This window comes from Achromobacter sp. SD115, assembly GCF_017355315.1.
In the GTDB taxonomy this organism is placed as follows: domain Bacteria; phylum Pseudomonadota; class Gammaproteobacteria; order Burkholderiales; family Burkholderiaceae_B; genus Achromobacter; species Achromobacter xylosoxidans_B.
Genome location: NZ_JADIJM010000021.1, coordinates 27,203 through 53,848 on the forward strand (window position 1 = coordinate 27,203; position 26,646 = coordinate 53,848).

The window sequence follows — 26,646 nt, forward strand, 5'->3', positions numbered from 1 at the left end:
TGATTGGAAGGTGCGGACGCCGCCGTTTAGGCCTGCGCGGGCGGCGCGGCCACGACGCGGTTCCTGATGTCGCCGATGCCTTGGATATGCATGCGCACGACGTCGCCGGGTGCGAGGAACAACGGTGGTTGGCGCGCGGCGCCGATGCCGGCCGGCGTGCCCGTGGCCAGCACATCGCCGGGCTCAAGTGTCATGGCGCTGCTCAGCTCCTCGATCTGATCGAAGATGTTGAAGCGCATCTCCGCCGTGTTGCCGTCTTGCCGCAGTTCGTCATTGACCCAGGTGCGGACCCGGAGCGCATGCGGGTCCGCGATCTCGTCGGCCGTGACCAGCCACGGCCCCAGCGGGCCCAGCGAATCGAATGACTTGGCCAGCGTGATTGTCGGACTGAGGTGATGGCGCTCGCGGATGGTGGCGTCGTTGCAGACGGTGTATCCGGCGATGTAGTGGATGGCGTCGCGGGCTCGCACGTTGCGGCAACGCCGGCCGATAACCACCGCCAGCTCCACTTCGTAGTCCAGCGTCGACATGCCCGGGGGAATGATCAGGTCATCGAACGGCCCGGTGATGCAGGAGGCCTGCTTGTTGAACCAGATCTGGTGCTCTCCCACGCTGACGTTCAGATGGGCGATCTCCCGCAGATGCGAGGCATAGTTGCCGCCGATGGCCAGGAACGCTGACGGCCGCCGCAGCGGCGGCAGCAGCCGCACGGCGGATAGCGGCAGGCGCGCCGTGGACTCGCGCGCCAGCAGCGCAAGCAGCCGCCACGACGTGTCCTGCCCTGGCAGCCAGTCGGCAAGATCGGGCGACAGCGCCGGCAGGTCCGCGGTCACGTCGATGATCGCGTCCCCCTCGACGATGCCCAGGCGGTCTCGGCCGCCCTCGTGGAACATGGCAAGTTTCATCCTATCTCCTAGGCATGTTGTGGCGCCCGACCGCCAGCGAACCGGATGACGGGTGCAAGTGATGTTCGATTGCCCCAGCGCGCCGCCTCAAAGGTCCAGCGTGAGCGACGCCGACTTTGCGCGCGAAACACAGGGCAGGATGAGGTCGTTCGAGGCGCGCTCGGCCGCCGACAGCACGTCATCGCGATGGTCGGGGATGCCGTCGAGGACCCGCGTCATGCACATGCCGCACACGCCCTGCTCGCAGGACAGTGTTACCTCCACGCCGGCGCGGGCCAGCGCGGTGGCGATCGAGCAGTCCGGCGGCACGTCGACGCGCCGGCCACTGCGCGCCGCCACCACTGCGAATGTTCCCTCTGCCGCCGCCTGTGCCGCTGGCGGCCGGCTCGCGCCGAAGCGCTCGAAATGCAGGCGGCCGGCCAGGCCATGCCGTTCGGCCGAAGCCACGGCGTCGCCCAGCATCGCGTTCGGACCGCATAGATACACGTGCTGGTCCGCGTCCAGGCCGGCAAACAGCCTGTCCAGATCCAACCGCCCGTCCTCGGGCTCGTCATCGAAGTGGTATCGCACCTGGTGCCGGCAGGCGCCGGCATCGAGCCGGTCCAGGAACGCGGCGGCGGCGCGGCGGCGCGCGCAGTAGTGCATGGCGAAGTCCAGGCCGCGCCGCGCCAGGTATTCCGCCATCGCGATGATGGGCGTGATGCCGATGCCCCCCGCGATCAGCACAACCCGCCGATGCCGGGGCGACAACGCGAAAAGATTGCGCGGCCCTCGCACCAGCAACGGCGCGCCGATGGAGTGCGTCTCGCACAGATAATGCGCTACGCCGTGCGCGGACGCGCAATGGATGGCCAAGTGGTAGCCGTCCCGCGCGTCGGGTGGATTGCACAGTGAGTAGGCGCGCGTGCCGCCCGGCACCTGCACTTCGATGTGGTCGCCCGGCGCGATGTCGGGCAGCGGCGCGCCCTGCTCGCAGGCCAGCGTCACCGCATAGATGTTGTCGGCGATCCGCTGGCGCCGCGCCAGCTGCATTGGCCGCCAATTCGCCGTCTCGCGGCCCGGAGCGTGCTCAACCATGCGAAGCCCGCTCTGGGTCGTCGGATGCACTGAAGAAAATGGCCTGTGTCGGACACTCGCTGGCGGCCTGCGAGATCGCCGCCGCATAGTCGGCCAGCGGCGCGTCAGGCACGATTCGCGTCCGGTTCGTATCGTAGTCGAGCGCGAAGACCTGGGGGCACAGCGCCGCGCAGTTGCCGAAGCCGCAACACATGCCGTTCAGGATCTGGACGGTGATTTGACTCATGACCGTTCAACCTTGCTCGGCGCGCAGCGAGACCGTCATGCGCAGGAGCATCGGGAAGGTCAGGTCCGGCACGCGCTCGAAGCGCGTTTCCGTCAGCCGCATGGCGGGAAATCGCTGGAAGATCGTGCGCAGCAGCACGTCGCCTTCCAGCCGGGAAAGCTGCGAGCCCAGGCAGAAATGGCCGCCGCCCGCGAACGCCAGATGGCGGTTGTCGGGACGGTCGATGAGATAGCGGTCGGCCTGCGCGAAGCGGTTCTCGTCCCGGCTCGCCGCATGCAGCCCCAACAAGAGCCGCTTGCCCCGCGCGACGCGCTGGCCGCCGATCGTGAGCGGCTCGGACGCGTAGCGGTGCACGAAATGCACCGGCGAGTCATACCGCAGCGACTCTTCCCAGGCATTGCGAGCCAGGTCGGGCTGGGCCACCAGCCGCGCCCGTTCGCCGTCGTGGTTCAGCAGGGCCAGTACCGTGTTGGTCATCGCCACCTTGGTGGTGTGGTAGCTGGCCACCAGGAAGCCGATCAGCGTGGTCACCAGCTCGGAGCGCGTCAGGCCGTTGTCGCCGCCCTCGGCGGCCATCAGCGCGCCGACGAAGTCGTCCTCGGGCAGCTTGCCCTTGAGCGTGTCCAGCACGTCGTTCATGTACTCGTAATAGAAGGCCGCCGAGGCGTCCGCCTCGGCCAGCCGTTCCGGCGTGATGTCCGACACGCTCAATACCGCATTCAGGCCGTGCTGCCGCGCGAACAGCTCAGGGGCGTCGGACACCGGCACGTGCAGCAACCGACAGGCAATTTCCGCGGGCACCGGGTCGGCGAAGGAAGACACGAAGTCGATTTCGTCCTGGCCCTCGAGCCTGTCCAAATGCTCGACGATGACCTTTTCCACCCAGCCGCGCATGTTGGCGACGGTCTTGGGATTGAACGCAGGGGTGACGATGCGGCGGATGCGGGTATGGTCGGGCGCGTCGATGTTCGGCAGCGACTCGCGATAGAAGCGTGCCCCCGCGCCCTGGCCGATGCGCTCGGGAAACACGCCGGGAGCCTGCTGCACGGTCGCCAGCGGATTGCGCAGCACTTCGTCCACATCGCTGTAACGCGTCAGGACGATGCACTCTTCGCCATTGATGTCCATCTCGAAATGAGGAAAGTCGCTTTGCAGGCGGCGATAGGTCGGATATCGGTCGGCGAGGAAAGCCGCGGACTTGAGATCGGGGATGTCGGTAGGGAGCATCGCATTCTTCTTGAAATGGGTGAACGATCCGCCGCGCGTCTTGAGTCCCAGCTTGGTGTCTCCTGTGCTCGGAACGTCTGCGCGTCGGCCTGGCGGGAGTATGGTTTCGCGCCGCCGAGCAAGGGACTCGTTTCCTTTTGCGAAAGCGCCACCGGCGGGGGGGCTGTCCGGATGCTCGGGGATTCACGGATTGCGCGCCTGTCCGACAGTGTTTACCTTCCGGCATGGCCCCTCGAGTAAAAATTGGGGCCGCATGTCCCTCCCCGGAGGGTCGAAATGGATGGAAGACACAGATGGACCCGATAAGCGCCGCGCTTGACGCTTGCCGCCTCGCCGAGATCGAGGCGGGCCAGGCTGAATCAAGCAGCCCATGGGCCGTGCACATGCCCGGCGGCGTCTGGCCGGTGTCGCTATATGTGTTCACCGGCGCGGGCTGCAACCTGCTCATGACCCGTTCGGGGCAAAAGAACGCGGTGCGCGACAAGACCGTGTGCCTGATCCTGCGCGCCCAGGAACATATCGTCCAGGATGCGTTGCGCACCTCTCCCAACCAACCCGTTGATCTGCGCAATCCCGCCAATGCCGACCGCTTCCGTACGCTCACGTTCGGCGAGTCACCTGATACGGGCGTCACGTCGACGTTCTACGCCGGCATGGCGCCGGCCAAGGGCACGAGCACGGCGCTGTTCGACGCGTTGCCCGACGTGCTGCAACTGGACTTCGACGAACTGCCGCTGTGGCTGTGCCGCGCGACCGAATCCATCCGCGACGAACTGACTTCGCAGCGCCCGGGTTTTCGCGCCGTGGCGTTGCGCCAGGCCGAGTTGGTCGTGATCCACTTGATCCGGCACTACATCGCTGCGCACACGGCGTTACTGCCGGCATGGATAGCGCTGCCCGACGATTCAAGGGTGGCGCTTGCGCTGCGCGAGTTCCACCGCGACATTTCCCGTCCTTGGACGTTGGAAATGCTGGCCAGCGCTGCCGGAACCTCGCGCTCGCGGCTGATCGCCGCGGCGCAACGGGAGCTGGGCGCGGGCATTTTCAATTACATGACTCGCATCCGAATGCAGGAAGCCGCGCGCCTGCTTGTGGACACTTCGATGTCGATGGGCCGGATTGCCTGGCAGGTGGGCTACCAATCTGAAGCGGCGTTCTCGATCGCGTTCAAGCGCTACAGCGGCGAGCAGCCGAGGCAGTTCCGTGCAGGCGACCGGCGGCCGTTCGCGCTACGGTAGGCCAATGCTAGACAGCAATGAGTGACCCGAACCTGGGGATCACTCGATCAGTGTCGAAGCTCATTGAAGGTCGAAATTCAATCACATTGAAATCGAAGACGCGGAGAGATTTGTTCGTCTCTCGCACGGTCATTTTGCTTTGTCGAACCTGTTTTTTTACAGACAGTTCATCAACTTGCACGGCACGCGGTTTAGTCACGCCGGTTGGGGCTATCGGTAATCCCCCCATTTTTAGCGATTGCCAGAAGTAGCAACGCTATGCGGCCATGGCTAGCCGCTGATTGGGGGTGAAGCCGCCCAGTGCCATATTTGGGCGTTCGTGATTGTAGGACCACATCCATTCGGTCGCGGCGCGCTGCACGTGATCCAGGTCGTCCCAGTGGTATTGAGATAACCATTCGTAGCGCACGGTTCTGTTGAATCGTTCGACGTAGGCATTCTGCTGCGGCTTGCCCGGCTCGATGTATTCGAGCTTGATACCCCATTGCTCCGCCCACTCGGTGATGGCAGCGCTTAGATATTCCGGTCCGTTATCGCAACGTATCGCCAGTGGCTTGCCCCGCCAACCGATAATCTGCTTCAAGGAGCGGATCACGCGCTCGGAAGGCAGCGAGAAGTCGATTTCAATGCCCAGGGCTTCCCGATTGAAGTCATCGATCACGTTGAACAATCGGATACTTCGGCCGTCGGCCAACTGATCGTGCATGAAGTCCATCGACCATACGTGGTTAAGCTGGTTCGGCACGGTCAGTGGCTCGGGCGCTTGTCGCACCAGGCGCTTTCGCGGCTTGATGCGAAGATTCAGCTCAAGATCTCGGTAGATTCGGTAAACCCGCTTGTGATTCCATGGGTAGCCCTTGACGTTGCGTAGATACAGGTAGCACGGCCCGAACCCCCAACTGCGGTGGTTGTCTGTAAGCCGCATCAGCCAGTCCGCAATCTCATCGTTCTCGGTGCTGCGCTTGCAGACGTACCGGTAGCAGGTCTGGCTGATGCCAACCACCTCGCAGGCCAGGCGTACTGAAATCCCTCGCTCGCGCACCATGTGCTGGGCCATCTCGCGTCGACGAGATGGCCTCACCACTTTTTTTCGAGTGCCTCCGCTCGAAGCTCGGCTTTGAGCTTCTCCTCGACATACATCTTGCGAAGCCGGGCGTTCTCGGCCTCCAGCTCCTTCATCCGCGACATCATTGACACATCCATGCCGCCGAACTTGGCCCGCCATTTGTAGAACGTTGCCGAACTGATTCCCAGCTCGCGGCACAGTTCGGGCACTGCCAAGCCTGCCTCGGCCCGCTTGATCGCTTCGATGATCTGGCTGTCCGTAAATCTCGACTTCTTCATGCTGTAGAACTCCTCAACGAGAAAATTCTACTTCTGGATGCGACGCTTCTATGGGGGGATTACCTAGCCGCCAAGATCCCGACCACGGGAAAATTCTGTCTTCGTGATAAGAGTCGCGAGCATTGGACGGCCATTGTGATCGCCTAAATCTCGGAGCTTCCGCGGGGATTAGCTAACGTCGGCACGTTAGGCATAGCCCGCGAAGCGTTCACCTGCCTCGAGCCCTGGCGGATAGTGAGTCCGATAAGCGCCTCGTAAAGCTCTTGCTGCCCAGCGGGCAGTACAGGCTGCAGCGTGGCTCGTCGTTTTTCGACGTCGAACAGGGACTCTACCATCCACCCCACCAGATAGATTGCAGCAAGGCAGCCTCCGGCCGTTGCGATGCTTCCTTCGCATACCAAGGGCTGATCCACTGGCTCCAGTCCTAGAGCTTGCAGGCCTCCACGTGCATCCGGGTGCGTGGTGGCACGACCGCTGGAAAGCAGTCCAAGTCGCTCAAGGATGAAGGCGCCGGCACAAATGGAGCCAATAAGCTGTCGTGTGGGATCGAGCTGGAAAGATGACAGAAAATCCGGATCAGCAAGCGCAGCCGGTATGCCCAGCTTGCCGCTGGAGAACAACACTGCATCGGCCTGATTGGCCTCAGAGAGAGCGCCGTGCGCCGAAACGGACAGGCCATGCGCCGATCGCACGATGGAACTAGATGCCAAGATGCGCACGTTCCAGTCCTTAGTGTTGCGCCCCAAGATGTCCCACATTAGGAAGAGGTCGATGTCGGTGAATTGGTCGAACGTGACCAGGGCAATTTCTTTCAAGGCGAACTCCAGGAGAAGGGCCGCTGTGCGACATGCCGCGGCGGTCTGTGCTAGTGTTCGCAGCGTATCAATCTAGATCGCACCATACACAGTCTGTATGGCGCAGACATATGAGCAAACTGACTCGTAATCATTGGGTTGCGGCTGGCCTTGAGGCCCTCGACCAAGAAGGGCACACCGGCGTCTCAGCCGAAAGTATCGCTCGGCGATTGAACGTCACCCGTGGATCGTTCTATCACCACTTTCACAATCGTGAAGAGTTCGTGCGTACATTACTTGGCAAGTGGGAAGAGGACTATACGACGCGGATGCTTGCGTATGCCGCGCAGGGACGCAGCGCCAGCGAAACCCTGACGCGCTATTTGCGCATCGCCGCCGAGAAGCAACCGGGCAGGGAAGTCGCCATCCGAGCGTGGGCGTTAATCGACCCGTTGGTGGCCGAGTTTCAACGGCGAGTCGACGCAACTCGTCTGGCTTTTGCCGTGAGAACATGCAGTCGATGGGTGCGCACGCCTGGCCATGCAGAAATAGTCGGCCAAGCAGCTCACCTATGCTTGATCGGTGGCCAGCAGACAGGGCTGCGACGTGACGCCGGTCACTTCAATGGGCTAATGCAGCATGCGTTCACCCTCATCAAAGGCACACTTGCATCGCGTGCCTGAGGCCTAAGTGCTGCCTTAGCGCATGGCCGTGATGAGTTCTGGTTATCGCGCAGCAAGCGTATAGAGCTCGTTACTCAGCAGAAGTCTCCGAATCGTTGACCAGATCTCGCTCGCAATGATGTCAACAACCGTCTCCAGGGCCTCTTTGCTTGATTGGGCCGCACTCAAACGCTTAGAGCGTGTTAAGACCCTTGCCGGAGCGCGGCTATCGTAGAGGGATGTCGAAGCGACGCCCGCAATCATGGCCCAACCAAGCATGCCATTCATGGCTCTGTTCCCCCTGGGACGGGGGCCATACACTGGCCAGCTTCAGCAGTGCTTCTTCTTATCAGGTGCCTCCATGACAGATCGTATCGACTACACCCAGGCCTCTCCGGAAGGCTACAAGAGCCTTACCAACGCCTATCTCTACCTGCAGCGTTGCGGCTTGCCGACAGAACTGGTTGACCTGGTGTATCTGCGTGTGTCCCTGATCAATGGTTGCGCCTATTGCATCGACATGCATGCGCGTGAGTTGCGCGCCCGCGGCGTTGCGGATGACAAGCTTGCTCTGCTGCCCACCTGGCGCGAAGCTGGTCTGCTCTACACCGCGCAAGAGCGCGCCGCGCTGGCCTGGGCGGAAAGGCTGACGCTGGTAGCGCAGGCCGGCGTGGCCGATGCGGACTATGACGCCGTCGCGGCCGTGTTCAATGCGCGCGAAATTGCCGACTTATCCTACGCCGTCTGCCTGATCAACAGTTTCAATCGCCTAGCGATCGCGTTTCACAGGACGCCGCAGGCCGTCGCAGCACTCCAGGTCTAGGGCGTTTCAAGACACCTTGCAGGAGCGCGACTGCCGTAGCGAGGGGCAATGGTGGACGAACTGCTGCTGGCGCAGCAGCGCCAGGGCCAGCCTAGTGCTGCGATCCTTGACGGGCGCGCGCCGCAGTCGACTTGCGAGAACAGCCCGCGAGCAGGCTATAACAGCTACAAGCTCTATGGCTTGTCTTGACCGTCAAAGCCGAAAGACGGACTTCAAAAAAAAGCGAACTTTATTCCCGCTGCTCAAACCCGGAGTGGCGGGAACAAAGTTCGCCTTTTGCATTGAGGTTCGCCTTTTGGCTTTGGCGGGCAAAACCAGCTGACACCAATCAACGTAAAATGTCAGGCTTCCAGCCTCCAAATGCTTCCCTTATGAACCTCGAACGACTCCGCCGCGAATTTCCTGACTTCGACATAACCACCCTCCCGCCCCTACCCGAAGGGTATTTCGACTCGTCGAGCTACATCGACGCAGCTCCTTCATTCGAGAACAAGGAGCGCGGCTTGAAGGTGTATGTCGACTACGCCAACTATGCCGACCGCGAATCCGGCAGAAGCCAGCGCTTCTGCGTTTCGCGCTACGACGAGGAAGCAGGCGACTTCGAAGACGTCGCCCTGTCGACCAACGACTGGGCCGAAGTCACGCGCTTCCTGACCGCCTGAATGCCCTCGCCCGGGGGCGATCGATTTCCGCTCCGATCGTCGGATGATCGACCCCGCGACCGTTCCTGGCCGATAACGGACATAGCCCAGGACAAGCAAGTCGCTGGTCGAGATGCTGCGCGGTCAAGACGGCGCCCTTTGGCGGGCAAGACCGGGCTGGCAGGTCAGCCGCAACCGAGTCTATCGGCGGTATGCCGATGAACAATTGCAGTTGCGTGGCGAGGCTTGGCGCCAGGACTACAATGACGCTCGGCCTCACATGGCTTTGAAAGATCTAACACCGGGCGAATTCGCCCGGAAATACTGCCTCCGACAACAGGTCGGGGGCTCATGGCAGCCCGATCACTAGCATCGACGCGGATCAGTCCGCGAGTATTTAGTGAAGCTGCTGAAGCAGCGTTTTGAGGAAATGATGAATTTCTGGGTCCCTGTAGTCTTCGGTACGTTCAAGCTCCTCGTGTTGGGTACGGGCATGTTTCTCGCCATCAAGTCTCACTACGATGGAGAAAAAAAGGAGAAGAAGGAGAAGGAGCAGGAGATGAAGGCCCCGTAGTGGATGCAGGCTCCCGCTTCAGGCAGGCACCAGCCGGCAGGATTTCGGAGTCTCCATGAGTCGGAGACTCCCTTGAAGAAAAGCGGATTTGCAGAGAGTCGGCCGGTCACCATCGCCCACTCTAGAAAGCCATCCTGAAACCCGCGGTAGCGGTGACGATATAGCTGCCGGAGAAATCCGCGTCGGCTTCGACCTGGCCGTAGATCGCGTAGCGCTCCCCCCAACCAAAATTTGCTCCCGCTCCGATGCTGCCCCAGGTTCGCGCCATGCGACTGGCCGCCGGCACGCCGGCGACACGGACACTGGTTCCGTCCAGGAACTCATGCTTCACGTTGACCACGCCATAAACGCTGGATTCCCGCTTCATGCCGGCCGTTTGCCAATTTCTCTTGTAGTCCAGCGCGATGCCGAAACGGCCCAGCAGGCTGTCGCCCTTGTCGCTTTCAACGCGCGCGCCGAATTTGTCGTTGAAGCTGTCGAAGCGGGTCGATACGTATGTCAGCTGCGCCTGCGGGATCAGGGCGAGCTCCTCCGTCAAGCCGAAAGCCTTGCCCGCTTCGATACCCAACCCATAGCTCTGGGCCTTCTGGCCGCCCTTCAATTTGCCGGCCAGCCCTGAGTTCAGGTCGCTGTCGAACCAGGTCGCCTGAGCCTGGGTGTCGATATACAGGCCATTCTTGCCGTACCAGGTCAGTGTCGGCGTCAGGCCATAGGAAGTGGTGTCGATCGTGCCGTTGCCGTAGACCGACGACACCCGCGAGTCGGCCTTGCCGTAGTGAAAGGCCAGGCCACCCACCAGACGGGATCCCTCTTCCTTACCGGCCAGGATGCGGTCAACACCAAATTGAGCCTTCCAGCTATCGACGTTCTGGCGCGCGCCGGTGGTGGACGCCGCAGGATCGAGCCGTCCTGTCGTGCCCTCGACGCGGCTCCATACGCCATTGCGGCCGGCGTCCGCCGGATCATAGAGGCGATTGCCGACCCGCTGGCGCAGGGTAGGCAGCTGGCTCAGGTGGAGCAGCGTATTGGCATAGGCCTCGTAGACCGGCACGCCAGGCTGATAGAGCAAGGGAGGTTCCGCGCCCGGCGAACCGCCCCCGGGCGAGGGAGTGCCTGGATTGGTCGGGGTAGTGCCTGGATCCGTTGGGGTGGTGCCTGGATTGGTCGGGGTAGTCCCTGGATTGGTCGGGGTCGTGCCCGGATCCGTCGGGGTGGTGCCGGGATTGGTCAGGGACGATCGCAAGTACCAGCCGCCGTCGGCCGGGTCCTGTTGCAGCACATAGCCATAGGCGCCGGCCACCAGAGCCGGACGCCCCCCGATGACGTAGTCGCCATTGGCCAGATCGAATTTTCCGGCCGACAGGCCGTAGACCTGCACGACTTGTATCCCCCGTTGAGTCTGCGCGCCAGCGCCTCCCATGTTCTTCACCGTGACCGGCGTCGTGCCAGCGCTGTCGCCGGTAATCACCAGCTTGTCCGTCGGCGAGTCATCGGCGCCAAGCTGTGTACGGATTTCCAGGTTGCCGCCCTGCGCCGCATAATTGCCAGCAATCGTGAGGGAGCCGAAACCGCTGCGCGGACCCGGCGCGATCGTGCCCTGGTTGGCCGTTGCGCCCACGCGTCCCGTGCCGGTCAGTCGCGCTGCCACAAGCACCGTCACCGGCCCGCCAAGGATGCCATCCACCTGCAGCGTTCCAGCCTGAACATCGGTATTGCCGGTGAACGCCGCGCTGTTGCCCGACAAGGTCAACGTACCCGCGCCCAGCTTATTCAAGCGTGACGTCCCTGAGAACGCGGTCGTCACGCCCACTTCGTGGCCGTTGGTATCAAACCCGGCGCCGCCACTGCCCACCGCCTGCGTGGAGAAGCCTTTCAGGAAATTGCGTTCATCGCGATTGGCGCGCAGGACGCCGCCGTCCAGATTGAAAGTGGCGTCGCCGGCGCCCTTTATGACCGAGCCGGTCTCCAGCACGCCGCGGCCGCTGGCATCGCCGGTCAAGTTCAGCGTGCCGGTGGCGGAGGCCGCCACGGTAAGCCATGTATCGCTGGCGGCGATGGCCTTCCCGCCTTTTTCGATGGTCAATGTTCCTGTGCCTGCCGAGCCGATCTCGATGCGGTCGCTTGCCGCGAGCGTCGAAACATCGGCCGTTGCGCTCGACACCGTCACCGTGCCGACCCCGGCCGCGCTCTCGCCGATGTAAACCGTTGCCGCGGCGCCTGGCGCTGTCGATCCGACCGTGCTAACGGTGGCGCCATCCAGGACGCGAAGCTCGCCCGTTCCGTCGAGCCCCACGTAGATGTTGTTTAGCGGGTCCCAGACCGTTGCCGCGCCCGACACCGTGGCGCTGCCCTCGCTGCCGACTTCCCAGCCGAGGATCGACTGGCCGCTGTGCACCGCCCCACCATTGTCGATCCGCAGCGAGCCCTGGCCGCGCCCGCCGATCACGAACGCGTTGGGCGTGGAGAGATTCCACGTGGACCGCGGCCCGGAAACGAGAACATTCCCGACGCCGCCGGTCTCGGAGCCGATGCTGGCCGATTCGCTTTGCGCCAAGCCCCCGTCCAGGATTTTCACTGTGCCGCTGGCGCCGGTGTCGAGGCCGAGCTGTACAGAACCGAGGCTGGTCCAGGTGGAAGCGACGCCATTGCCGTCACGACCCGACACCGTCACGACGCCTGCGGCGCCATTGAAGTTTCCAATGGATGCCGAGTCATTGACTACGGAACCGCCCGCATCGATGACCAACTCCCCGGCGAGGGTATCTCCGACCGTGAGATCGCTCCCGACAGTCCAATGCGGCGTCTGGACCGGCGCGGGTTGAACGTCGCCAGTGCCGGAAACCGATTGGGCGTTTGCGGGATAGGCGAAGTTCGCCGCGTAGAAAACGAGGGCAGCCGACTTCAACCATCCCGTGCGCGGGCAATTCCTGGCGACCATGACACATCCTTTTTAAGTAGACGCAACCTCCTAGCGATACGGCATGCGGCAGGACTTTCTTAATAGGTGTCTACACCTATCCGCGTTCCGCCTGCCGAAAAGAATGCAGGATGCAGGCGCAACACCCAGTCTTGCGCTCCAAAGGATGATCTGGGATTCGCGGATCGACTGAACACAGGCGTTGGTATCCCCGAGGGCAAGGAGACGTTGAACGCGGCCGCGCGGCGCCTGGCCCTGGTTCGGAAGGCCAGCGCCGAGGGAGCTGCGAATCTTGCCCGCAACGATCAACGATCAAATGCAGCCTGCAGCGCTTCCTTGCTGTGCTGCCCCTGATGCAACAGCAGCATCAGCAGCAGCCGGGCCTTCTGCGGGCTGAGGTCGCCCGCCATGACCGCGCCGGCGTCGAAAGTGGTTTTCCCGCCGCCGGGGAAACCGTAGACCGGCATCGTCCGGCCATTGGGCACGCGCGTCGATATGACCACCGGCACATCCTTGCCCAGCGCATACTTCACGGCCTCGAACATCGAAACGTTCATGTTGCCCATGCCCACGGCCTGGACCACGATGCCCTTCGCGCCCTGGTCCACGGCATAGCGCAGCAGATCGCCGTCCGCGCCGCCGAACATCGGCAGGATTTCCACGCGCGGCATGTCGCCCGCGCCGATATCGATGTGCTGCCGCCGCAAGGGCGTGCGCGAGAATTGCACGCGATCCGACCAGACCTCGCCGAGAAAGCCGAAATCGCCCGACTTGAAGGTCTCGACATCCGCGGTATGGGTCTTGGTCGCCGTGCGCGCGGCGTTGATCTGGTTGTTCATCGCGATCATCACCCCCTTGCCCTTGGCGTCCGGCGCCGTGGCGATCCGGATGGCATTGAGCAGATTGCGCGGCCCGTCGAAATCCGGAGACGACGCATTGCGTTGCGCGCCGATCAGGATGACGGGCTTGTCGGACTTCACGGTCAGATCGAGCCAGTACGCGGTCTCCTCCATCGTGTCCGTACCATGGGCGATGACCACGCCGGCCACCTCAGGCCGCGCCAAGGCGTCATCCACCGACTTGGTCAAGCGCGTCCACCACTTGGGCTCGACATAGTTGGCCGACATGGCCGAGAAGTTGTTGACCTCTATGCGGGCGTACTTGGCGGCGTCGGGCACCGTTTGCATCAGGTCATCTCCCGAGATGGCGGGAACCACCCCCTTGGTGACCGGATCCACTTTCATCGCAATCGTTCCGCCCGTGGCAATGAACTGGACAACCGGCAGCGTTTCAGCCGCAGCGCCGGCCGACATCACGCACATGGCAAAAAGCGAGAGAATTCGTAATTGCAAGTTCATGGGACGACTCCAGAGTGGTGAACGCGAAGCCCATTCTATTCAGGAAGGCGACGCCGAGTCGATGCCAGCGGCCGGTCCCGCTCCCGGCCTTTTCCGGAGCGATGCGCCAGGCAGGCGCAGGCGCATGCGGCCGCGACGCTTGCGCCCCAGACCGCATGATGCAGCGGCATCGCCAAGGCCGTCTTCAGGCCGGCATCGCACGCCATGGCCAGCAGATCAACAGGCGTCACCGCCAGCCATAGCAGCGCCGCGGCCCTCCATTGCTCCGGCCACAAGCGGCGTTCGGCGCGCGCCAAGGCGTGCACGCCGCAGGCGATCCAAGCCAGAAAGAAAGCCGCAACCTCGCGCTCATGCAAGCCCTCCGACGTGGGCCACGCCAGGCGGTTGGCCAGCAGATAGGCGGCACAGGCGCATGCCGGGCCGCATACCATCGCCACATTCAGCCGGTGAGCCGCCCGGCCGAAGCGGAAGGCGGCGGCCGCCGGCCGCGCCGTGTACAGCACCAGTCCCGTCGCGATCATGGCTGCGCCTGACAAGGCCAGCAGAAAGTACAGCGCGCGCAACAGCGGCGCGGCGTAGTAGCCATAGTGCAGTCCGCCCAGCGTCCGGATCAGCTGCAAGGACCCGGGATAGCTCATCTGCACATCGACGACCTCGCCGCTCGCCGCCTTCAAGGACACGCGGTCGGGAAAGGCCAGCAGGCGGTCGTCGTAGCGGCGCCAGACATCCGCAAGCGCACCTTGCGTGCCGGGCTGCCTGATCCCGATCGCGGCGATCTTGCCAGCGCCCAAATCCGCCTCGGCGCGCAAGGCCAGCGTGCTCAACGGCAGCATCTCCGTCGCGCCGCCTGGCCGCGGCGCGGCCGGCGGCTGCGGAAACACCTCGGCCACCATCGCCGCCACATCGCCGCCATAGCGGCTTTGCACCCCGGCAGGCAAGTAGCCCAACAGCAGCGTGCTCAAGGCGGTGAGCAGGATCATGCAGTGGAACGGCAGCGGCAGCACCGACAGCACGTTGTGCGCATCGAGCCACGCACGGCCGGGCGAGGCGCGCGGCCTGAACACGAAGAAATCCGCGAAAAATCGCCGGTGCACGATGATGCCGGAAACCAGCGCGACCAACAGCGCCAGCGTACAGGCGCCGACCAGCCAGATACCGGCCTGTCCCGCATGCAGGCTGTAATGGAACTCGACCAGGAAGTCGCCGCCCTCGGTGTCGCGCGGCACGATCTCGCGCCCGCCGGCCGGGTCGAGCGTCGCCGCGCCGCCACCGTCTGCATCTTCCCACGACAGCGCCAGCAAGGGGCGGCGGGCATCCGGCAGTTCGATCCGCCATGCAGCCGCACCCCCGGCGTTCCGCTCCAGCCAGTCTTGCGCCAATTCCAGGGCCTGGGCCTGGCTGGCCTTGCCGGCGGCCGAAATCTCGGGCTTCATCCAGCGGCTGATCTCCGGCGCATAGACGCTGAGCGCCCCGGTCAGGAATATTGAAAACGCCAGCCAGCCGAACAGCAGGCCGACCCAGGTGTGCAGCCAGGCCATGCGCTGGCGCAGGCTGCCTTCCGGATACGCGTTCATGCCGCCGTACCCCAGGTCAGCAACCAGGAGCCCATGCATCCCGCCACAATGGCCAGCCACACCCTGCCAGGGCTGCGCGCCGCGAATGCCCAAACCGTGAGGGCCACCTGCACGGGTATGGCGGCCAGGGCCGGATAGAGTATGGCGTCGGCAGGCGCCAGCGGCAGGCGGGCCGCCGCCGCAACCGCTACCCACACCAGCGCGTAGGCGCCCAAGGTGGCTGCGGCCAGGCGCGCCGCCACGCCGCGCCAGCTGCTGCGGGGCCTCACCACGCGTACCTGAGCGTGGCCAGCAGCAAGCGCCCGGCGCCGTAGGTGCACGACGTCGTCGTCACGCAAGTACCCACGTAGGTGCGGTCGAACAGGTTGCTGGCGTTCAGCGACAGCGTCATGCCGCGCATGGCGGGCTGCATCTGGCCCAGGTCGTAGGACAGGGCGGCATCGACCAGCGTCACCGCGGGAATGCGCAAGGTATTCGCCGCGTCGCCCCAGTCCGCACCGATGTAGCGCACCCCTGCCCCCAGGCCCAGTCCTTGCAGCGGCCCGTCCTGCACCTTGTAGGCCAGCCATGCCGCAGCCTGGTGCGCCGGCGCGTAGTACTGCTTCTTGCCTTCGCGCGATTGCGGCGCGCCATCGACGATGTCGACGTTGGAGCTCTTGGTCACCACCGCGTCGACGTAGGAATACGAGGCGATCAGGTCCCAGCCGCGGGCCAGGTTGGCCTTGCCTTCCAGTTCAATCCCGCGCGAGCGGACCTCCCCCGCCTGGAGCTGGAAGCCCGGCGGACGCCCCGGGGTGGTATCGGTGGTCAGCACATTGGTTTGCGTCAGTTGATAGGCCGACAGGGTCACCATGCTGTCGCTGCCCGGCGGCTGGTACTTCAGTCCCGCCTCGATCTGCCGGCCCTTGGTCGGCTGGAACGGGTTGCCCTGGTAGTCGGTGCCGCCCGTGGGCGCGAACGACGTCGAGTACGCCACGTAAGGCGCCAGGCCGCTCTCCAGCATGTAGGTCAGGCCCGCCCTGCCGGTGAAGGCCGAGTCGTCTTGCGAGACCTTGCCGGAGGTCAGCAGATTGCGGGTGGTGCTGCGCGCCATGTCGTAGCGGCCGCCCAGCGTCAGCAGCCAGTTGCCGTACGAGATCTGGTCCTGCGCATAGACGCCAGACTGTTCGGTACGCTGGCGCGAATCGACGCGGGATATCAGGTCCGCGATGCCGGGCCTGGGCCGCCCGTAAACCGGATCGTAGAGATCCAGAGGCGGCACGCCGGCAATGACGTTGGCGAACTTGTAGGTGTCGCGCATGTCCAGATAATCGAAACCCGCCAGGAACTCGTGCCCGACCTGGCCGGTGTTGAAGCGCGCGACCGCCTGGGTATCCACGTTCAGCGTCGCGCCGGTGCCCTGGCCGCGCGACATCGAGCGCGACCAGGTGCGCATGTCCACCGGGTTGAGCATATAGCCCACGGTGGTGCGCGCCTCGCCCCGCATGTGGCTGTAGCGCAATTGCTGCCGCACGGTCCAGGTGTCGTTGAACTGATGCGAGAACAGGTAGCCGGCGGAGTACTGTTCCCGGTCATAGGTATCCCAGCCGGGCTCGCCGGTATAGCGGTCGCGGGGGATGCGGCCGTTGGGATTGGAATAGAGCGTGCCCGCGGCCGGCAGATTGCCGTAGATGGGCACCTGATGGTCTTTCTGATAGAAGCCCAACAAGGTCAGCGAGGTGGCCGCCGACGGCCGCCACGTCAATGCCGGCGCCACGAAGGTCCGGTCTTCTTCCGAGTAGTTGGCGGACTGGGCCGCGTCCCGTTGCAAAGCGACCAGGCGGTAGCTCCACTGCCCTTCCTGGTCTATCGGGCCGCTCAGATCCAGGGCGGCCTGCGCCCGGCCGTAGCTGCCGGTCTGCAGCTCGATTTCGCGCAGGGGCGTTTGCGTGGGCAGCTTGCTCACCATATTGATGAGTCCGCCGGGCGTGTTCTGCCCGTACAGCACCGAGGATGGACCCTTCAGCACCTCGACCCGCTCCAGCCCGTAGGGCTCGATCTGCAGCATGCCGAAGCTGTAAGCGCCAAAAGGCAGCCGGGCGCCATCCAGGTTGTTGCGAGCTGCGTGGCCACCGCGCAGGTAGATGTTGTCGTAGCGCAGATCGGCGCTGCCGCCCGGAGAATAGGCGCCCGGCGTGTAGGCCAGCGCCTCGACGATGCTGCGCGCGCCGCGCATCGTGATCTCGTCGCGCGTGACCACGTTGACGGTCTGCGGAATTTCCAGGATGGGCGTGTCGGTCTTGGTGCCGGTGGCGCTGCGCTGCGCCACGATGCCGACGACCGGCCCATAAGCCGACTCCTGCGCCCCCTCCACCCGCACCGCCGGCAGCATCGCCGCCGGCTCCGCCGGAATCCGCCTGAGCGTGTAGACATTGGCGCCATCGCGACGCGCCGCCAGCGGCGTGCCCGCCAGCAACTTCGCCAAGCCCGCCTCGACCGTCCAGGCGCCTTGTAGCCCTGCCGTGCGCCAGCCTTCGGCCAGCGCCGGATCGAACGAGAGATTGATGCGCGCCATCCCGGCGAATGCCGATAGCGCCGGTCCCAGCGGACCCGCCGGGATCTCGAACCGCGTCTGGGCGGCCGCGCCGGACGCCGAGGCGGCCGGCTGCGCGTGGATGGCCGGCGCCGCTGCGCCCAGGGCAGTGCAAAGCGCGCCTACGACCGCGCGGCGGCGCGTACGGCGAGGTGGCCTGGCCGCGTTGATCTTGCTTGAAAACATGCTGATCCCGACTGAGTGCTAGCGAAGGTGCTATATGGACTTGTCGGACGAGCCCGGAAAAGGGGCCAAAAATCCGCGCAGCCCGGTCAGGCCGGCACCACGCTCACCCAGTAGCGGCTGCGCGAAACCACCCGCACCGGCAGGCTGCGCGACACCGCCAGCAGCACCGCGTCGGTATCGTCCACCTGAAAGCCGCCGGAAATGCGCAACTCGGCCACCGCCGGGTCGCAGCGCAACAGGCCGGGGCGATAGCGCGCCAGCTCTTGCAGGAAGTCGGCCAGCCTCATGTCGTCCGCATAGAGCACCCCATCGAGCCAGGCTTGGGGCGGATGCACATAGGCGCGGGGCGCCAGGACCTCGCGCTCCGAAAACTCGCTGCACTGCCCCGCAGTCAGGACGACACCCGCCGCAGCTGCTCGCGGCTGCAGCCGCACTTGGCCCTCGATCACCGCGACCCGGCTGCGCGCCTCCAGCTGGCGCACGCCGAAGTACGTCCCCAGCGCCTGCACGCTGCCTTCGGCGGTGCGGACCCGCAGCGGCCGCGGATCGGCCGGCACGGCATGGGCCGAACGCAGCAGGATTTCGCCTTCGCGCAGCAGCACCAGACGCTGTTGCGCCGAGTAATCCAGGTCCACCGCCGACGCCGTGTTGAGCGCCAGCACGCTGCCGTCCGGCAACTCGAACTGCCGGCGTTCGCCGCTGCCCGTGGCGTAGTCCGCCGTCCAGCTCTGCCAGGGCGCCGTGCGCCATGCCAGCCAGCCGGCGGGCAGCGCCACGATCAGGCCGGCCAGCGTCCGCAGGCCGGCGCGCCGCGTGGCGTCCGCGTTCAATGCGGCCCGCCCCAGGCCCGGCGGCAAGCCGCCGAACTTGGCCAGGATCGCCTGAGCCCGGGTCCAGGCGCGGTCGTGCTCGGGGCTGCGCTGGCGCCAGCGCTCGCAAGCCAGTTTGTCCGCCTCGGAGAAGCGCCCCGAATGCAGCCGCACCAGCCAATCCGCGGCTTCGCCCGCGATCTTCGGGTCGATGGCGTCGGTTGCCGTGGTCATGGCGCCGCCAGGATGCAATGCTTGAAGGCTTCAGCCATGTAGCGCTTGACCGTGCGCACGCTCACCTCCATCTCCGCGCCGATCTGTTCATACGTCAGCCCGTCGAGCTGCGACAGCAGGAATGCGATGCGGGCCTTGTCCGGCAAGGCCGCCAGCAAGGCATCCACCTCCCGCAGCGTCTGCAGCACCATCAGCCTCTGCTCTTCCGACGGCGCATGCCGCGCCGGCATGGCTGCCAGGGCGTCGAGGTAGGCCTGTTCCAGCGCGTGGCGCCGGTACATATCGACCATGAGACGTTTGGCGATGGTGGTCAGGTAGGCGCGCGGCTCCTGCAAGTCCGGCATGGCGCGCCGCCGGTAGCTGCTCAACAGCCCGACGAACGTGTCCTGGGCCAGGTCGGCGGCATCGGCGCTATTGCCCAACCGCCGGCGCAGCCAGCCAAACAGCCAGCCGTGATGCGCGTCGTAGATGCGCTGCACGGCGACGGCGGTTTGTTCGGGTTGCGGCATGGCGAGGGGGGCGGCTATTTCGATAATAGGAATTAATCGCAATTATCACCATAAAGCCGCGCACCGGCAATGCGCCGGTTCCGATCCCAGGCTTGCAGCCCGGCGCGGCCCGTCGAGCGAACCCGGCTCCGATCCGGTACAGCCCGACTCGCGTCCGGCTGCCCTCCACCATCAAAGCGCTGCGCCGTACGCCTCCAGGTCCCCGGGATCCAGCCAACCCGCCAGCGCTCCAGCATCCGGCGGCTGCGGCGCCGTCGGCCTGGCGTTGGGTGTCCTGCTGAAGCGCGGCGCCGGGGCTGGCTGCGTGATGCCGTCCACCTCCAGCAAGGTGCCACGCGCCCGGACCTGGGGATGCCCGGCGGCGTCCGCCAACGTTTGCACGGGCGCCACGCACACGTCCAGCTGCGCCAGCCGCTCGCACCATTCGTCCCGGCGGCGCTGGGCGAAGGCGGTCGCCAGCACCGTCCGCAGGCGGGGCCAGGTGGTCCGGTCCTGATGGTCCCCCAGTTCGCGGATCGCATCGTCGTCCAGGCCCAGCTGCCGCAGCAGCCGTTCGTGAAAGCGGCGCTCTATCGGGCCGACCGACAACCATAGGCCGTCCGCACATGCATACACGTCATAGAACGGCGCGCCCGAATCGAGGATGTTGCTGCCCCGCTGGGGCTGCCATGACCCCGACGCGGCCAGGCCGAAGAAGGCCGTGGCCATCGAGGCCACGCCGTCCATCACGGCGGCGTCCACCACCTGGCCTTGGCCCGACTGGCGCGCTTCGATGATGGCGGCCAGCATGCCCAATGCGAGGAAGGGGCCGCCGCCGCCAAAATCGCCCACCAGCGCGAGCGGAGGCGTGGGCGGCTGGCCGGCCCGGCCGATGGCGTCCAGCACGCCGGTGACGGCGATGTAGTTGATGTCATGCCCGGCCACTTGCGCCAGCGGCCCGTCCTGGCCCCAGCCCGTGATGCGGCCATAGACCAGCCTGGGGTTTTCAGCCAGGCAGGCTTGCGGCCCCAGGCCCAGCCTCTCGGTCACGCCGGGACGGAATCCTTCGATCAGCCCGTCGGCCTTGCGCAGCAGACGCAGCACCAGCGCGACCGCGCGCGGATCCTTCAGGTCCAACGCGATCGAGCGCCGGCTGCGCAGCAGCAGGTTGTATTTCAACTCGCGCTTGACGCCCAGGTCGGCAGGCTCCTTGCGTTCGATCCGCAGGACCGTCGCGCCCATGTCGGCCAGCAGCATCGCCGCCATCGGCCCCGGACCGATGCCGGCCAATTCAATGATCCTGATTCCAGCCAGTGGTCCCATGTCTTGGTCTCCCCGTGTCCAGGCGGCGGATGCGCCGCCGGATCAAAGCAATTCGATGGCGATGGCCGTGGCTTCGCCTCCGCCCAGGCACAGGCAAGCCACCCCGCGGCGCAGCCCGCGCCGCTCCAGCGAGTGCAAGAGCGTGACGATGATGCGTGCGCCGGTGGCCCCCACCGGATGCCCCAGTGCGCAAGCGCCCCCTTCCACATTGACCCGCTCGGCCGGCAGGCCCAGATCCCGCAGCGCGATCAGCGCGACTACGGCGAAGGCCTCGTTGATTTCGAACAGGTCCACCGAATCGCGGCTCCAGCCCACCCGGTCGAGCAGGCGCGCGATGGCGTGCACCGGCGCGACGGGGAATTGCCCCGGCGCCAGCGCCGCGGCGGCATGCCCGGCGATGCGCGCCCGCGGCGTCAGCCCCAGCGTTTCCGCGTGGCCCAGCCGCGTCAGCGCCAGCGCGGCCGCGCCATCCGAAATCGAGGACGCGTTGCCGGCCGTGACCGTGCCATCGGCAGTGAAGACCGGTTTCAAGCTGGCCAGCCGCGTCGCGTCGCACAGGCCCGGGGTCTCGTCGTCGGCCACGAGCGCGCCCGCCGGTTCGCCACGGCGGGCCCGCGCCGCAATGGGGGCGATCTCCGCCGCGAACGTCCCTGCCGCGATGCTGCCCTGAGCGCGCAGCACGCTCTGCTCCGCATAGGCGTCCTGTTGCGCGCGGCTGAAACCGTGCTCACGCGCGGCCAGATCGGCGTAATGCCCCATCAGATGGCCTTCATAGGCATCCTGCAGGCCATCGCGGTACATGTGGTCCAGCAACTGCCCGTCGCCCAGCCGGTAGCCCTGCCGCGCCCGGGGTATCAGATGCGGCGCGTTGCTCATCGATTCCATGCCCCCGGCCAGCACCACATCCGCCGATCCGGCGCGCAGGATGTCGTGCGCCAGGGTCACGGCCTTCATGCCCGAGCCGCACATCTTGCTGAGCGTGGTCGCCTGCACCGTGGTCGGCAGCCCCGCGCCCAGCACGGCCTGGCGCGCGGGCGCCTGCCCCAGGCCGGCGAACAGGCAGCAGCCCATCAATGCCTCCTGGGCCGCATCGGACGGCAGGCCCGCCTGACGCATGGCGGCAGCCAGCGCATGGGCGCCCAGTTGGGGCGCGGTGTAGTGCGACAAGGCGCCCTGGAAGGCGCCGATGGGCGTGCGCTTCGCGCCGACGATGACGACGGCATCTGAACTTGAGGGCATGGATGATTACCTCGGTTGCATGGAATTCGAAAGAAAGACGCCGGCCCGTCTCGCGCTACGCGGGGACGCGCGCCGCGTCGGCCTCGCTATCCGCCGGCACGGCCGCCATGACGCCGCGCACGAACTCCAGCATCGACGGGCTGTCGCCGGCCAGCAGCTGGGTTCCGATCAGGCCGGCGCAGGCGTCTTCGCTCATGCCGCTGGCACGCCACTCATGCAGCCGCGTGGTGTAGAGGCCCAGGGCCAGCTCTTCGGTGATCCCGATCGCCCCGTGGATCGCGTGCGCCAGGGAGCACACGACGGGAATGGCCTCGCATGCCCGCAGCCGCGCGCAGGCCGCAAGCGTGGCGTCGGGAAACAGGGAGCCGCTGGAGCAAGCCAGCCGTGCCGCCATGGCGGTGGACGCCACCTGCTCCGCCAGCACGCTGATCTCCTGCTGGATCGCCTGGAAACGGCCCAGCGCTTTACCGAACTGCTGGCGTTCGCCCACGAAGGCGATGCAGCGGTCGAGCACGGCTTGCATCGCGCCAGCGATTGCGGCTGCGTCGGCGGCGTTGCGCCAAGCCTGCACGGCCTCGTCCGGCAAGGCGATACGGCCGAGGACAGGCGGCGAGTCGGTCCATGCGGGGGCGGCGCTGGCGCGCGGCCGGAACACGCCCGGATCGGATGCGGCCGGCGCCGCCAGCAACAACAGGCAGCCGTCGCGCTGAACCAGCAGCGTGCGCGCCAGCCCGGCTCCCGGCGTCTGAACGCAGCGCAGACCGCGCGGTCCCGGCAACGCCTGGGCCAATGCAATAGGCCCCTCTGGCACGGTCTGGCCGCTGGTCCGCAACAGGGCGCGCGCCAGCATGGTGTCGGCCAGCGGGTAAGGCAACGCAAACGCGCCTGCCGCGCGCAGCAGGCCCTCGGCGTCGGCCAGCGGCAATCCGGCGCCACCCAGTTCCGCGGGCGTCAATGCGTCTACATACCCGAGCGCGTCGATCTCCCGCCATGTGCGGGCAGCGAGGCTGCCCGGGTCCGTTGCACCACCCTGCGTCTCGATCTCGCGGACCCGCTCCAGCGGGCACAAGCCGGCCAGGGCGCGTGCAAATTCGTCGTACAGGTCTTGCTGGATGGATGCCGCCATGGGGCCCTCCTTCAGGTGTCGATAGGCCCTAGCGCAGGCCAAGCTCGCGCGCGATGATGCCGCGCAGGATATGGCGGGTGCCGCCGCGCAGCGAAAAGGTCGGGTTGATCAGCGTCAGGTAAGCCAGCGTGCGGGCAAGCACCTCATCCGGCGCTGCTCCCGCATCCGCGCGCAGGGCCTGGCCTATCCATTCGGGCACGGCCTGCTCGAACTCCGTGCCCAGGTCTTTCACCAGCACGGCCGCGAGGCTGGCGTCGGCCCCATCGTTGAGCCGCTGCGTGACCGCCAGCGACATGGCCCGAAGCACCGCCAACCGGCCGGCCAGGCGTCCCGCCAGCCGGACGTGCGCCGGGTCCGGCGACGCCGCCCGGCGCAGATGCGCGAGCCAGCCGTCCATCAGCACCATGCTGGAGTAGATCCGCTCCGGGCCGCTGCGCTCCAACGCCAGTTCGGCCGTGACCTGCTGCCAGCCGCTGCCCTCTTCGCCCACCAGCGCATCGCGCGGCAGGCGGACGTTGTCGAACAGGACTTCACAGAAATGCGCGTCGCCCGCGATGTCGCGGATCGGACGGATTTCGATGCCGGGCAAGGACAGGTCGAAGATCATCTGCGACAGTCCCTTGTGCCGGTCTTCCGGCACGCCGGAGGTGCGCACCAACGCGCACATGTAGTGCGAGCGGTGCGCGTTGGTAGTCCATATCTTGCGGCCGTTCAGCAGCCAGCCGCCGGCATCGGGGGTGGCGCGCGTGCGCACGCTGGCCAGGTCGGAACCAGTGTCGGGTTCGCTCATGCCGATGGCGAAGAAGGCTTCGCCCCGAATGATGCGCGGCAGATAGAAATCGCGCTGCGCCGGCGAACCGTAGCGCAGGATCAGCGGCGCGGTCTGGCGATCGGCGATCCAATGCGCCGACACCGGCGCGCCCGCTGCGAGCAGCTCCTCGCTCAACACGAAGCGGGCGAAATTGCTGCGCGCCGCGCCACCGTAGGCCGCAGGCAAGGTCAGGCCCAGCCATCCCTGCCGCGCCAGCGCGCGGCTGAACTCCGCGTCATAGCCCATCCAGGAACGCGCACGGCGGTCCGCCGGCATGTCCTTCAGCGCCTCGCGCAGGAAGGCGCGCACCGACGAGCGCAGCGCCTCGTCCTGCGCAGGAATCGCGGCAAGCCGCAGTGCCTCGTTGATAGCGCCCAATGTGGTCCCCGGAACGCGCGGCGGCACGGCGCCGCCGCATGCATTCGAACTGCCGAAAGTGCCGTGAAAGCCCTGCCCGGCGCGATGCGCGCGGGCTTCATGGCAATCTACACGGGGGTCACATCCCGGTCTAATATTAGATGTGGACCGGGTAATACATCACAAATATCGCGAGCCCGGCGCATCAAGGGAGACACCCGTGGAGCTACGCCAGCTCAAGCAGCTGTTGGTCCTGTCCGAAACGCTCAACTTCCATCGCGCCGCCGAGCGGCTGCACATGGCTCAGCCGCCCCTGTCCACCGCGATCAAGAAGCTGGAGCAGGAGCTCGGCGTGCAGTTGTTCGAAAGGCTTCCCGCCGGCCTGCGGCCCACCCCGGCGGGCCAGGTCGTGCTGCAGTACGCGCGTACCACCCTGTTCTATGCCGAGGAGATCCGCCGTGCGGCAAGAGAAGGCGCCAGCGGCGAACAGGGCGTCCTGAAGGTGGGCTTCGTCGGCTCGTCCACCTATTCGCTGATGCCGCGGCTGCTGTCGGAGTTCCGCAAGGATTACCCGCGCGTCGACCTGATCATCGAAGAATCCACCACCGTCGATCTGCTGCGCCGCCTGGACGCGCACACGCTGGACGTGGCGTTGGTGCGTTTTCCTGTGTTGGAACCGACGGCGGCGCGCGTCACCTTGCTGCAGCCGGACCACCTGATGCTGGCGGTGCCAGCCGGCAGCCGTCATGCACAGCGCGAGGACGTTGCGTTGAGCGAACTCGCGGACGAGCCGTTCATAGGCTATTCGCGCGCACATGTGCCGGGAATGCATGCGCTGGTGATGTATGCCTTCCAGCAGGCGGGCGTGGTGCCGCGCATCGCGCAGGAAGCGATCCAGGTGCAGACCATATTGAGCCTGGTGGAGAGCGGGCTCGGGATAGCCATCGTGCCGGCGGTGGCTCGCCGGCAAGCCGGCAGCAATGTATGCCTGGTGAATGTTTCGCAGCTGGCCGAAACCATCAAGGTGGGCATCGCGCTAGCCGTGCACCCGGACAACGCCACGCCGACCACCGCCAATTTCGTCGAGATGGCCTGCCGCCTGATGCGGCCGGAGACCGCCGCAGCAGTCTCCGCATGACAGGCCCTGGGCGCGCCTACTCCTGCTGGATGTTGGCCAGTTTCGCGATACGTCGCATGGACTCGAGTTCGTCCTTCTGGAAGGCCGCCAGCGTGTCGGGGCCGCCCACGAACGACTCGCCGCCCAGATTGGCCATGAACGCCCGGCCCTCGTCGCTGCGCACCAATGCCTGCACCGCCTCCGACACCCGCGCCACGATGGCGGGATCAACCTTCGCGGGAAAGAACGCGGCCGTCCAGGCATAAGCCTCGTAGCCCTTGGTGCCGCTCTCCTGCATCGTGGGCACGTCCGGCAGGTCCTTGATGCGCTGGGCGCTGGTCACGGCCAGCGGCCTCAGCTTGCCGCCGCGGATCAAGGGCAGCGCCGCGCTGACGTCGGCCAGGCTGTATTGCACCACCCCGCCAGCCAGGTCCGCCAGAGCCGCCGAAGTGCCCTTGTACGGCACGTGCGTGGCCTTGATCCCGTTCTGTTCATGGAACAGCTCAAGCACCACTTGGTAGGTCGCGGTTCCGCTCGCGAAGTTCAGTTTGCCGGGAGCTTCCCTGGCGGCCGACACCAACTCCGCCACGCTTTTGTATGGCGAACTGGCCGGCACCACCAGCACCATGGGAAAGCGCGCGATGGGCGCGACCGGAGAGAAATCCTTGATCGCGTCATACGGCAGGTGCTTGAAGACGGCGGCATTGGTCGTCATGGGCGAATTGCTGGCCACGAACATCGTGTAGCCATCTGGCGCGGCGGTCGCCACGGCTTGGGCCGCGATGAAGCTGTTGGCGCCCGGCCGGTTCTCGACGATGAAAGGCTGGCCGAACTGCTCCGCCAGATGCTTGGACAGGAATCGCGCCGTGGTGTCGGCGCCGCTGCCCGGAGGCAGCGATACGATGATCCTCGCGGGATGCGAGGGATACTTGTCTGCCGCACGGGCATTGCCGCCCAAGGCCAGCGCCGCGCCCAGCATGGCCGTCATGGCCAGGGTCCTGATGTTCATGCTTGTCTCCGCAAG

At 65.9% G+C, this 26,646-nt stretch carries 26 protein-coding genes; 8 read left to right on the forward strand and 18 right to left on the reverse strand.

The annotated features are described in order from the left end of the window. Positions 1–26: 26 nt before the first annotated feature. From IPU70_RS24860 to IPU70_RS24875, 4 genes are all read right to left on the reverse strand, one after another. On the reverse strand, positions 27–905 hold the full coding sequence (locus IPU70_RS24860; protein ID WP_207471433.1) for a fumarylacetoacetate hydrolase family protein: 879 nt from the start codon (positions 903–905) through the stop codon (positions 27–29). Between the two features lie 87 nt (positions 906–992). After that, on the reverse strand, positions 993–1,982 hold the full coding sequence (locus IPU70_RS24865; RefSeq protein WP_207471435.1) for a PDR/VanB family oxidoreductase: 990 nt from the start codon (positions 1,980–1,982) through the stop codon (positions 993–995). After that, positions 1,975–2,208, reverse strand: coding sequence for a ferredoxin (locus IPU70_RS24870; RefSeq protein WP_207471443.1), 234 nt, complete (start codon positions 2,206–2,208; stop codon positions 1,975–1,977). Before IPU70_RS24870 ends, IPU70_RS24865 begins: the two co-directional genes overlap by 8 nt. Positions 2,209–2,214: 6 nt before the next feature. Next, the gene (locus IPU70_RS24875; RefSeq protein ID WP_207471445.1) at positions 2,215–3,435 is read right to left on the reverse strand and encodes a cytochrome P450; all 1,221 of its coding nucleotides are present in this window, start codon (positions 3,433–3,435) and stop codon (positions 2,215–2,217) included. A gap of 293 nt (positions 3,436–3,728) precedes the next feature. Between IPU70_RS24875 and IPU70_RS24880 the strand changes: the two genes are divergently transcribed. After that, positions 3,729–4,673, forward strand: a complete 945-nt coding sequence (locus IPU70_RS24880) for an AraC family transcriptional regulator (RefSeq protein ID WP_207471447.1) — start codon at positions 3,729–3,731, stop codon at positions 4,671–4,673. 256 nt (positions 4,674–4,929) lie between these two features. Here IPU70_RS24880 and IPU70_RS24885 read toward each other — a convergent pair. Beyond that, positions 4,930–6,017 (reverse strand): IS3 family transposase gene (locus tag IPU70_RS24885; protein ID WP_207471450.1). Its coding sequence is split into 2 segments (ribosomal slippage): positions 4,930–5,765 and positions 5,765–6,017, totalling 1,089 coding nucleotides; the frame shifts between segments, so codons are not numbered across the junction. Positions 6,018–6,160: 143 nt separating this feature from the next. After that, positions 6,161–6,832 carry a DJ-1/PfpI family protein gene (locus IPU70_RS24890; protein ID WP_207471452.1) on the reverse strand — a complete coding sequence of 224 codons (672 nt, stop codon included), beginning with the start codon at positions 6,830–6,832 and terminating at the stop codon, positions 6,161–6,163. A gap of 110 nt (positions 6,833–6,942) precedes the next feature. On the opposite strand from IPU70_RS24890, the gene IPU70_RS24895 reads away from it, so the two are divergent. The 6 genes from IPU70_RS24895 to IPU70_RS24920 all read left to right on the forward strand — a co-directional run bounded on the left by IPU70_RS24895 (position 6,943) and on the right by IPU70_RS24920 (position 9,511). Next, complete coding sequence (locus tag IPU70_RS24895; RefSeq protein ID WP_013395373.1) at positions 6,943–7,494, forward strand: TetR/AcrR family transcriptional regulator; 552 nt, start codon at positions 6,943–6,945, stop codon at positions 7,492–7,494. Positions 7,495–7,834: 340 nt separating this feature from the next. Next, positions 7,835–8,296, forward strand: a complete 462-nt coding sequence (locus IPU70_RS24900; protein ID WP_207471454.1) for a carboxymuconolactone decarboxylase family protein — start codon at positions 7,835–7,837, stop codon at positions 8,294–8,296. Between the two features lie 48 nt (positions 8,297–8,344). After that, positions 8,345–8,485, forward strand: a complete 141-nt coding sequence (locus tag IPU70_RS24905; protein ID WP_371819078.1) for a hypothetical protein — start codon at positions 8,345–8,347, stop codon at positions 8,483–8,485. 314 nt (positions 8,486–8,799) lie between these two features. Continuing rightward, complete coding sequence (locus IPU70_RS32875; RefSeq protein ID WP_242702690.1) at positions 8,800–8,958, forward strand: hypothetical protein; 159 nt, start codon at positions 8,800–8,802, stop codon at positions 8,956–8,958. A 112-nt stretch (positions 8,959–9,070) separates the two neighbouring features. Continuing rightward, on the forward strand, positions 9,071–9,307 hold the full coding sequence (locus tag IPU70_RS24915; RefSeq protein WP_207471456.1) for an integrase core domain-containing protein: 237 nt from the start codon (positions 9,071–9,073) through the stop codon (positions 9,305–9,307). Positions 9,308–9,337: 30 nt separating this feature from the next. Next, the gene (locus IPU70_RS24920) at positions 9,338–9,511 is read left to right on the forward strand and encodes a hypothetical protein (protein ID WP_158307669.1); all 174 of its coding nucleotides are present in this window, start codon (positions 9,338–9,340) and stop codon (positions 9,509–9,511) included. Positions 9,512–9,632: 121 nt separating this feature from the next. On the opposite strand, the gene IPU70_RS24925 is transcribed toward IPU70_RS24920, so the two are convergent. From IPU70_RS24925 to IPU70_RS24975, 11 genes are all read right to left on the reverse strand, one after another. Beyond that, positions 9,633–12,449 (reverse strand): autotransporter outer membrane beta-barrel domain-containing protein, encoded by a 2,817-nt coding sequence (locus tag IPU70_RS24925; RefSeq protein WP_207471458.1) that lies wholly within the window; start codon positions 12,447–12,449, stop codon positions 9,633–9,635. Positions 12,450–12,733: 284 nt separating this feature from the next. Beyond that, positions 12,734–13,786 carry an asparaginase gene (locus IPU70_RS24930; protein ID WP_207471459.1) on the reverse strand — a complete coding sequence of 351 codons (1,053 nt, stop codon included), beginning with the start codon at positions 13,784–13,786 and terminating at the stop codon, positions 12,734–12,736. Positions 13,787–13,821: 35 nt separating this feature from the next. Further along, on the reverse strand, positions 13,822–15,360 hold the full coding sequence (locus tag IPU70_RS24935) for a PepSY domain-containing protein (RefSeq protein WP_207471461.1): 1,539 nt from the start codon (positions 15,358–15,360) through the stop codon (positions 13,822–13,824). Then, the gene (locus IPU70_RS24940; RefSeq protein ID WP_207471463.1) at positions 15,357–15,629 is read right to left on the reverse strand and encodes an iron transporter; all 273 of its coding nucleotides are present in this window, start codon (positions 15,627–15,629) and stop codon (positions 15,357–15,359) included. Before IPU70_RS24940 ends, IPU70_RS24935 begins: the two co-directional genes overlap by 4 nt. Further along, entirely contained in the window at positions 15,626–18,118 is a 2,493-nt protein-coding gene (locus IPU70_RS24945) for a TonB-dependent siderophore receptor (protein WP_207471465.1), read from the reverse strand. Before IPU70_RS24945 ends, IPU70_RS24940 begins: the two co-directional genes overlap by 4 nt. An 86-nt stretch (positions 18,119–18,204) precedes the next feature. Further along, positions 18,205–19,161 carry a FecR domain-containing protein gene (locus IPU70_RS24950; protein ID WP_207471467.1) on the reverse strand — a complete coding sequence of 319 codons (957 nt, stop codon included), beginning with the start codon at positions 19,159–19,161 and terminating at the stop codon, positions 18,205–18,207. After that, entirely contained in the window at positions 19,158–19,670 is a 513-nt protein-coding gene (locus tag IPU70_RS24955; RefSeq protein ID WP_207471470.1) for a sigma-70 family RNA polymerase sigma factor, read from the reverse strand. The genes IPU70_RS24950 and IPU70_RS24955 overlap by 4 nt, the downstream gene beginning before the upstream one ends. 171 nt (positions 19,671–19,841) lie before the next feature. After that, positions 19,842–20,972, reverse strand: a complete 1,131-nt coding sequence (locus tag IPU70_RS24960) for a CaiB/BaiF CoA-transferase family protein (protein ID WP_207471471.1) — start codon at positions 20,970–20,972, stop codon at positions 19,842–19,844. A gap of 42 nt (positions 20,973–21,014) precedes the next feature. Beyond that, a complete protein-coding gene (locus tag IPU70_RS24965) occupies positions 21,015–22,211 on the reverse strand; it encodes a thiolase family protein (protein WP_207471473.1) in 1,197 nt (398 codons plus the stop codon). A 55-nt stretch (positions 22,212–22,266) separates the two neighbouring features. After that, complete coding sequence (locus IPU70_RS24970; protein WP_207471475.1) at positions 22,267–23,337, reverse strand: acyl-CoA dehydrogenase family protein; 1,071 nt, start codon at positions 23,335–23,337, stop codon at positions 22,267–22,269. Positions 23,338–23,365: 28 nt separating this feature from the next. Next, entirely contained in the window at positions 23,366–24,526 is a 1,161-nt protein-coding gene (locus IPU70_RS24975) for an acyl-CoA dehydrogenase family protein (protein ID WP_207471476.1), read from the reverse strand. A 199-nt stretch (positions 24,527–24,725) separates the two neighbouring features. On the opposite strand from IPU70_RS24975, the gene IPU70_RS24980 reads away from it, so the two are divergent. Beyond that, complete coding sequence (locus IPU70_RS24980; protein ID WP_207471478.1) at positions 24,726–25,643, forward strand: LysR family transcriptional regulator; 918 nt, start codon at positions 24,726–24,728, stop codon at positions 25,641–25,643. Between the two features lie 16 nt (positions 25,644–25,659). Here the strand turns inward: IPU70_RS24980 and IPU70_RS24985 are convergent, their stop codons facing one another. Continuing rightward, on the reverse strand, positions 25,660–26,631 hold the full coding sequence (locus IPU70_RS24985; RefSeq protein WP_207471479.1) for a tripartite tricarboxylate transporter substrate binding protein: 972 nt from the start codon (positions 26,629–26,631) through the stop codon (positions 25,660–25,662). Positions 26,632–26,646 lie beyond the last annotated feature (15 nt).

Bases quoted from the DNA above. Each gene is read 5' to 3' on its own strand.
- IPU70_RS24860 (WP_207471433.1), bottom strand. From the start codon at position 905: ATGAAACTTGCCATGTTCCACGAGGGCGGCCGAGACCGCCTGGGCATC.
- IPU70_RS24900 (WP_207471454.1), top strand. From the start codon at position 7,835: ATGACAGATCGTATCGACTACACCCAGGCCTCTCCGGAAGGCTACAAG.
- IPU70_RS24875 (WP_207471445.1), bottom strand. From the start codon at position 3,435: ATGCTCCCTACCGACATCCCCGATCTCAAGTCCGCGGCTTTCCTCGCC.
- IPU70_RS24950 (WP_207471467.1), bottom strand. From the start codon at position 19,161: ATGACCACGGCAACCGACGCCATCGACCCGAAGATCGCGGGCGAAGCC.
- IPU70_RS24965 (WP_207471473.1), bottom strand. From the start codon at position 22,211: ATGCCCTCAAGTTCAGATGCCGTCGTCATCGTCGGCGCGAAGCGCACG.
- IPU70_RS24970 (WP_207471475.1), bottom strand. From the start codon at position 23,337: ATGGCGGCATCCATCCAGCAAGACCTGTACGACGAATTTGCACGCGCC.
- IPU70_RS24895 (WP_013395373.1), top strand. From the start codon at position 6,943: ATGAGCAAACTGACTCGTAATCATTGGGTTGCGGCTGGCCTTGAGGCC.
- IPU70_RS24905 (WP_371819078.1), top strand. From the start codon at position 8,345: ATGGTGGACGAACTGCTGCTGGCGCAGCAGCGCCAGGGCCAGCCTAGT.
- IPU70_RS24880 (WP_207471447.1), top strand. From the start codon at position 3,729: ATGGACCCGATAAGCGCCGCGCTTGACGCTTGCCGCCTCGCCGAGATC.
- IPU70_RS24870 (WP_207471443.1), bottom strand. From the start codon at position 2,208: ATGAGTCAAATCACCGTCCAGATCCTGAACGGCATGTGTTGCGGCTTC.
- IPU70_RS24955 (WP_207471470.1), bottom strand. From the start codon at position 19,670: ATGCCGCAACCCGAACAAACCGCCGTCGCCGTGCAGCGCATCTACGAC.
- IPU70_RS24935 (WP_207471461.1), bottom strand. From the start codon at position 15,360: ATGAACGCGTATCCGGAAGGCAGCCTGCGCCAGCGCATGGCCTGGCTG.
- IPU70_RS24915 (WP_207471456.1), top strand. From the start codon at position 9,071: ATGCTGCGCGGTCAAGACGGCGCCCTTTGGCGGGCAAGACCGGGCTGG.
- IPU70_RS24925 (WP_207471458.1), bottom strand. From the start codon at position 12,449: ATGGTCGCCAGGAATTGCCCGCGCACGGGATGGTTGAAGTCGGCTGCC.
- IPU70_RS24960 (WP_207471471.1), bottom strand. From the start codon at position 20,972: ATGGGACCACTGGCTGGAATCAGGATCATTGAATTGGCCGGCATCGGT.
- IPU70_RS24865 (WP_207471435.1), bottom strand. From the start codon at position 1,982: ATGGTTGAGCACGCTCCGGGCCGCGAGACGGCGAATTGGCGGCCAATG.
- IPU70_RS24930 (WP_207471459.1), bottom strand. From the start codon at position 13,786: ATGAACTTGCAATTACGAATTCTCTCGCTTTTTGCCATGTGCGTGATG.
- IPU70_RS24985 (WP_207471479.1), bottom strand. From the start codon at position 26,631: ATGAACATCAGGACCCTGGCCATGACGGCCATGCTGGGCGCGGCGCTG.
- IPU70_RS24945 (WP_207471465.1), bottom strand. From the start codon at position 18,118: ATGTTTTCAAGCAAGATCAACGCGGCCAGGCCACCTCGCCGTACGCGC.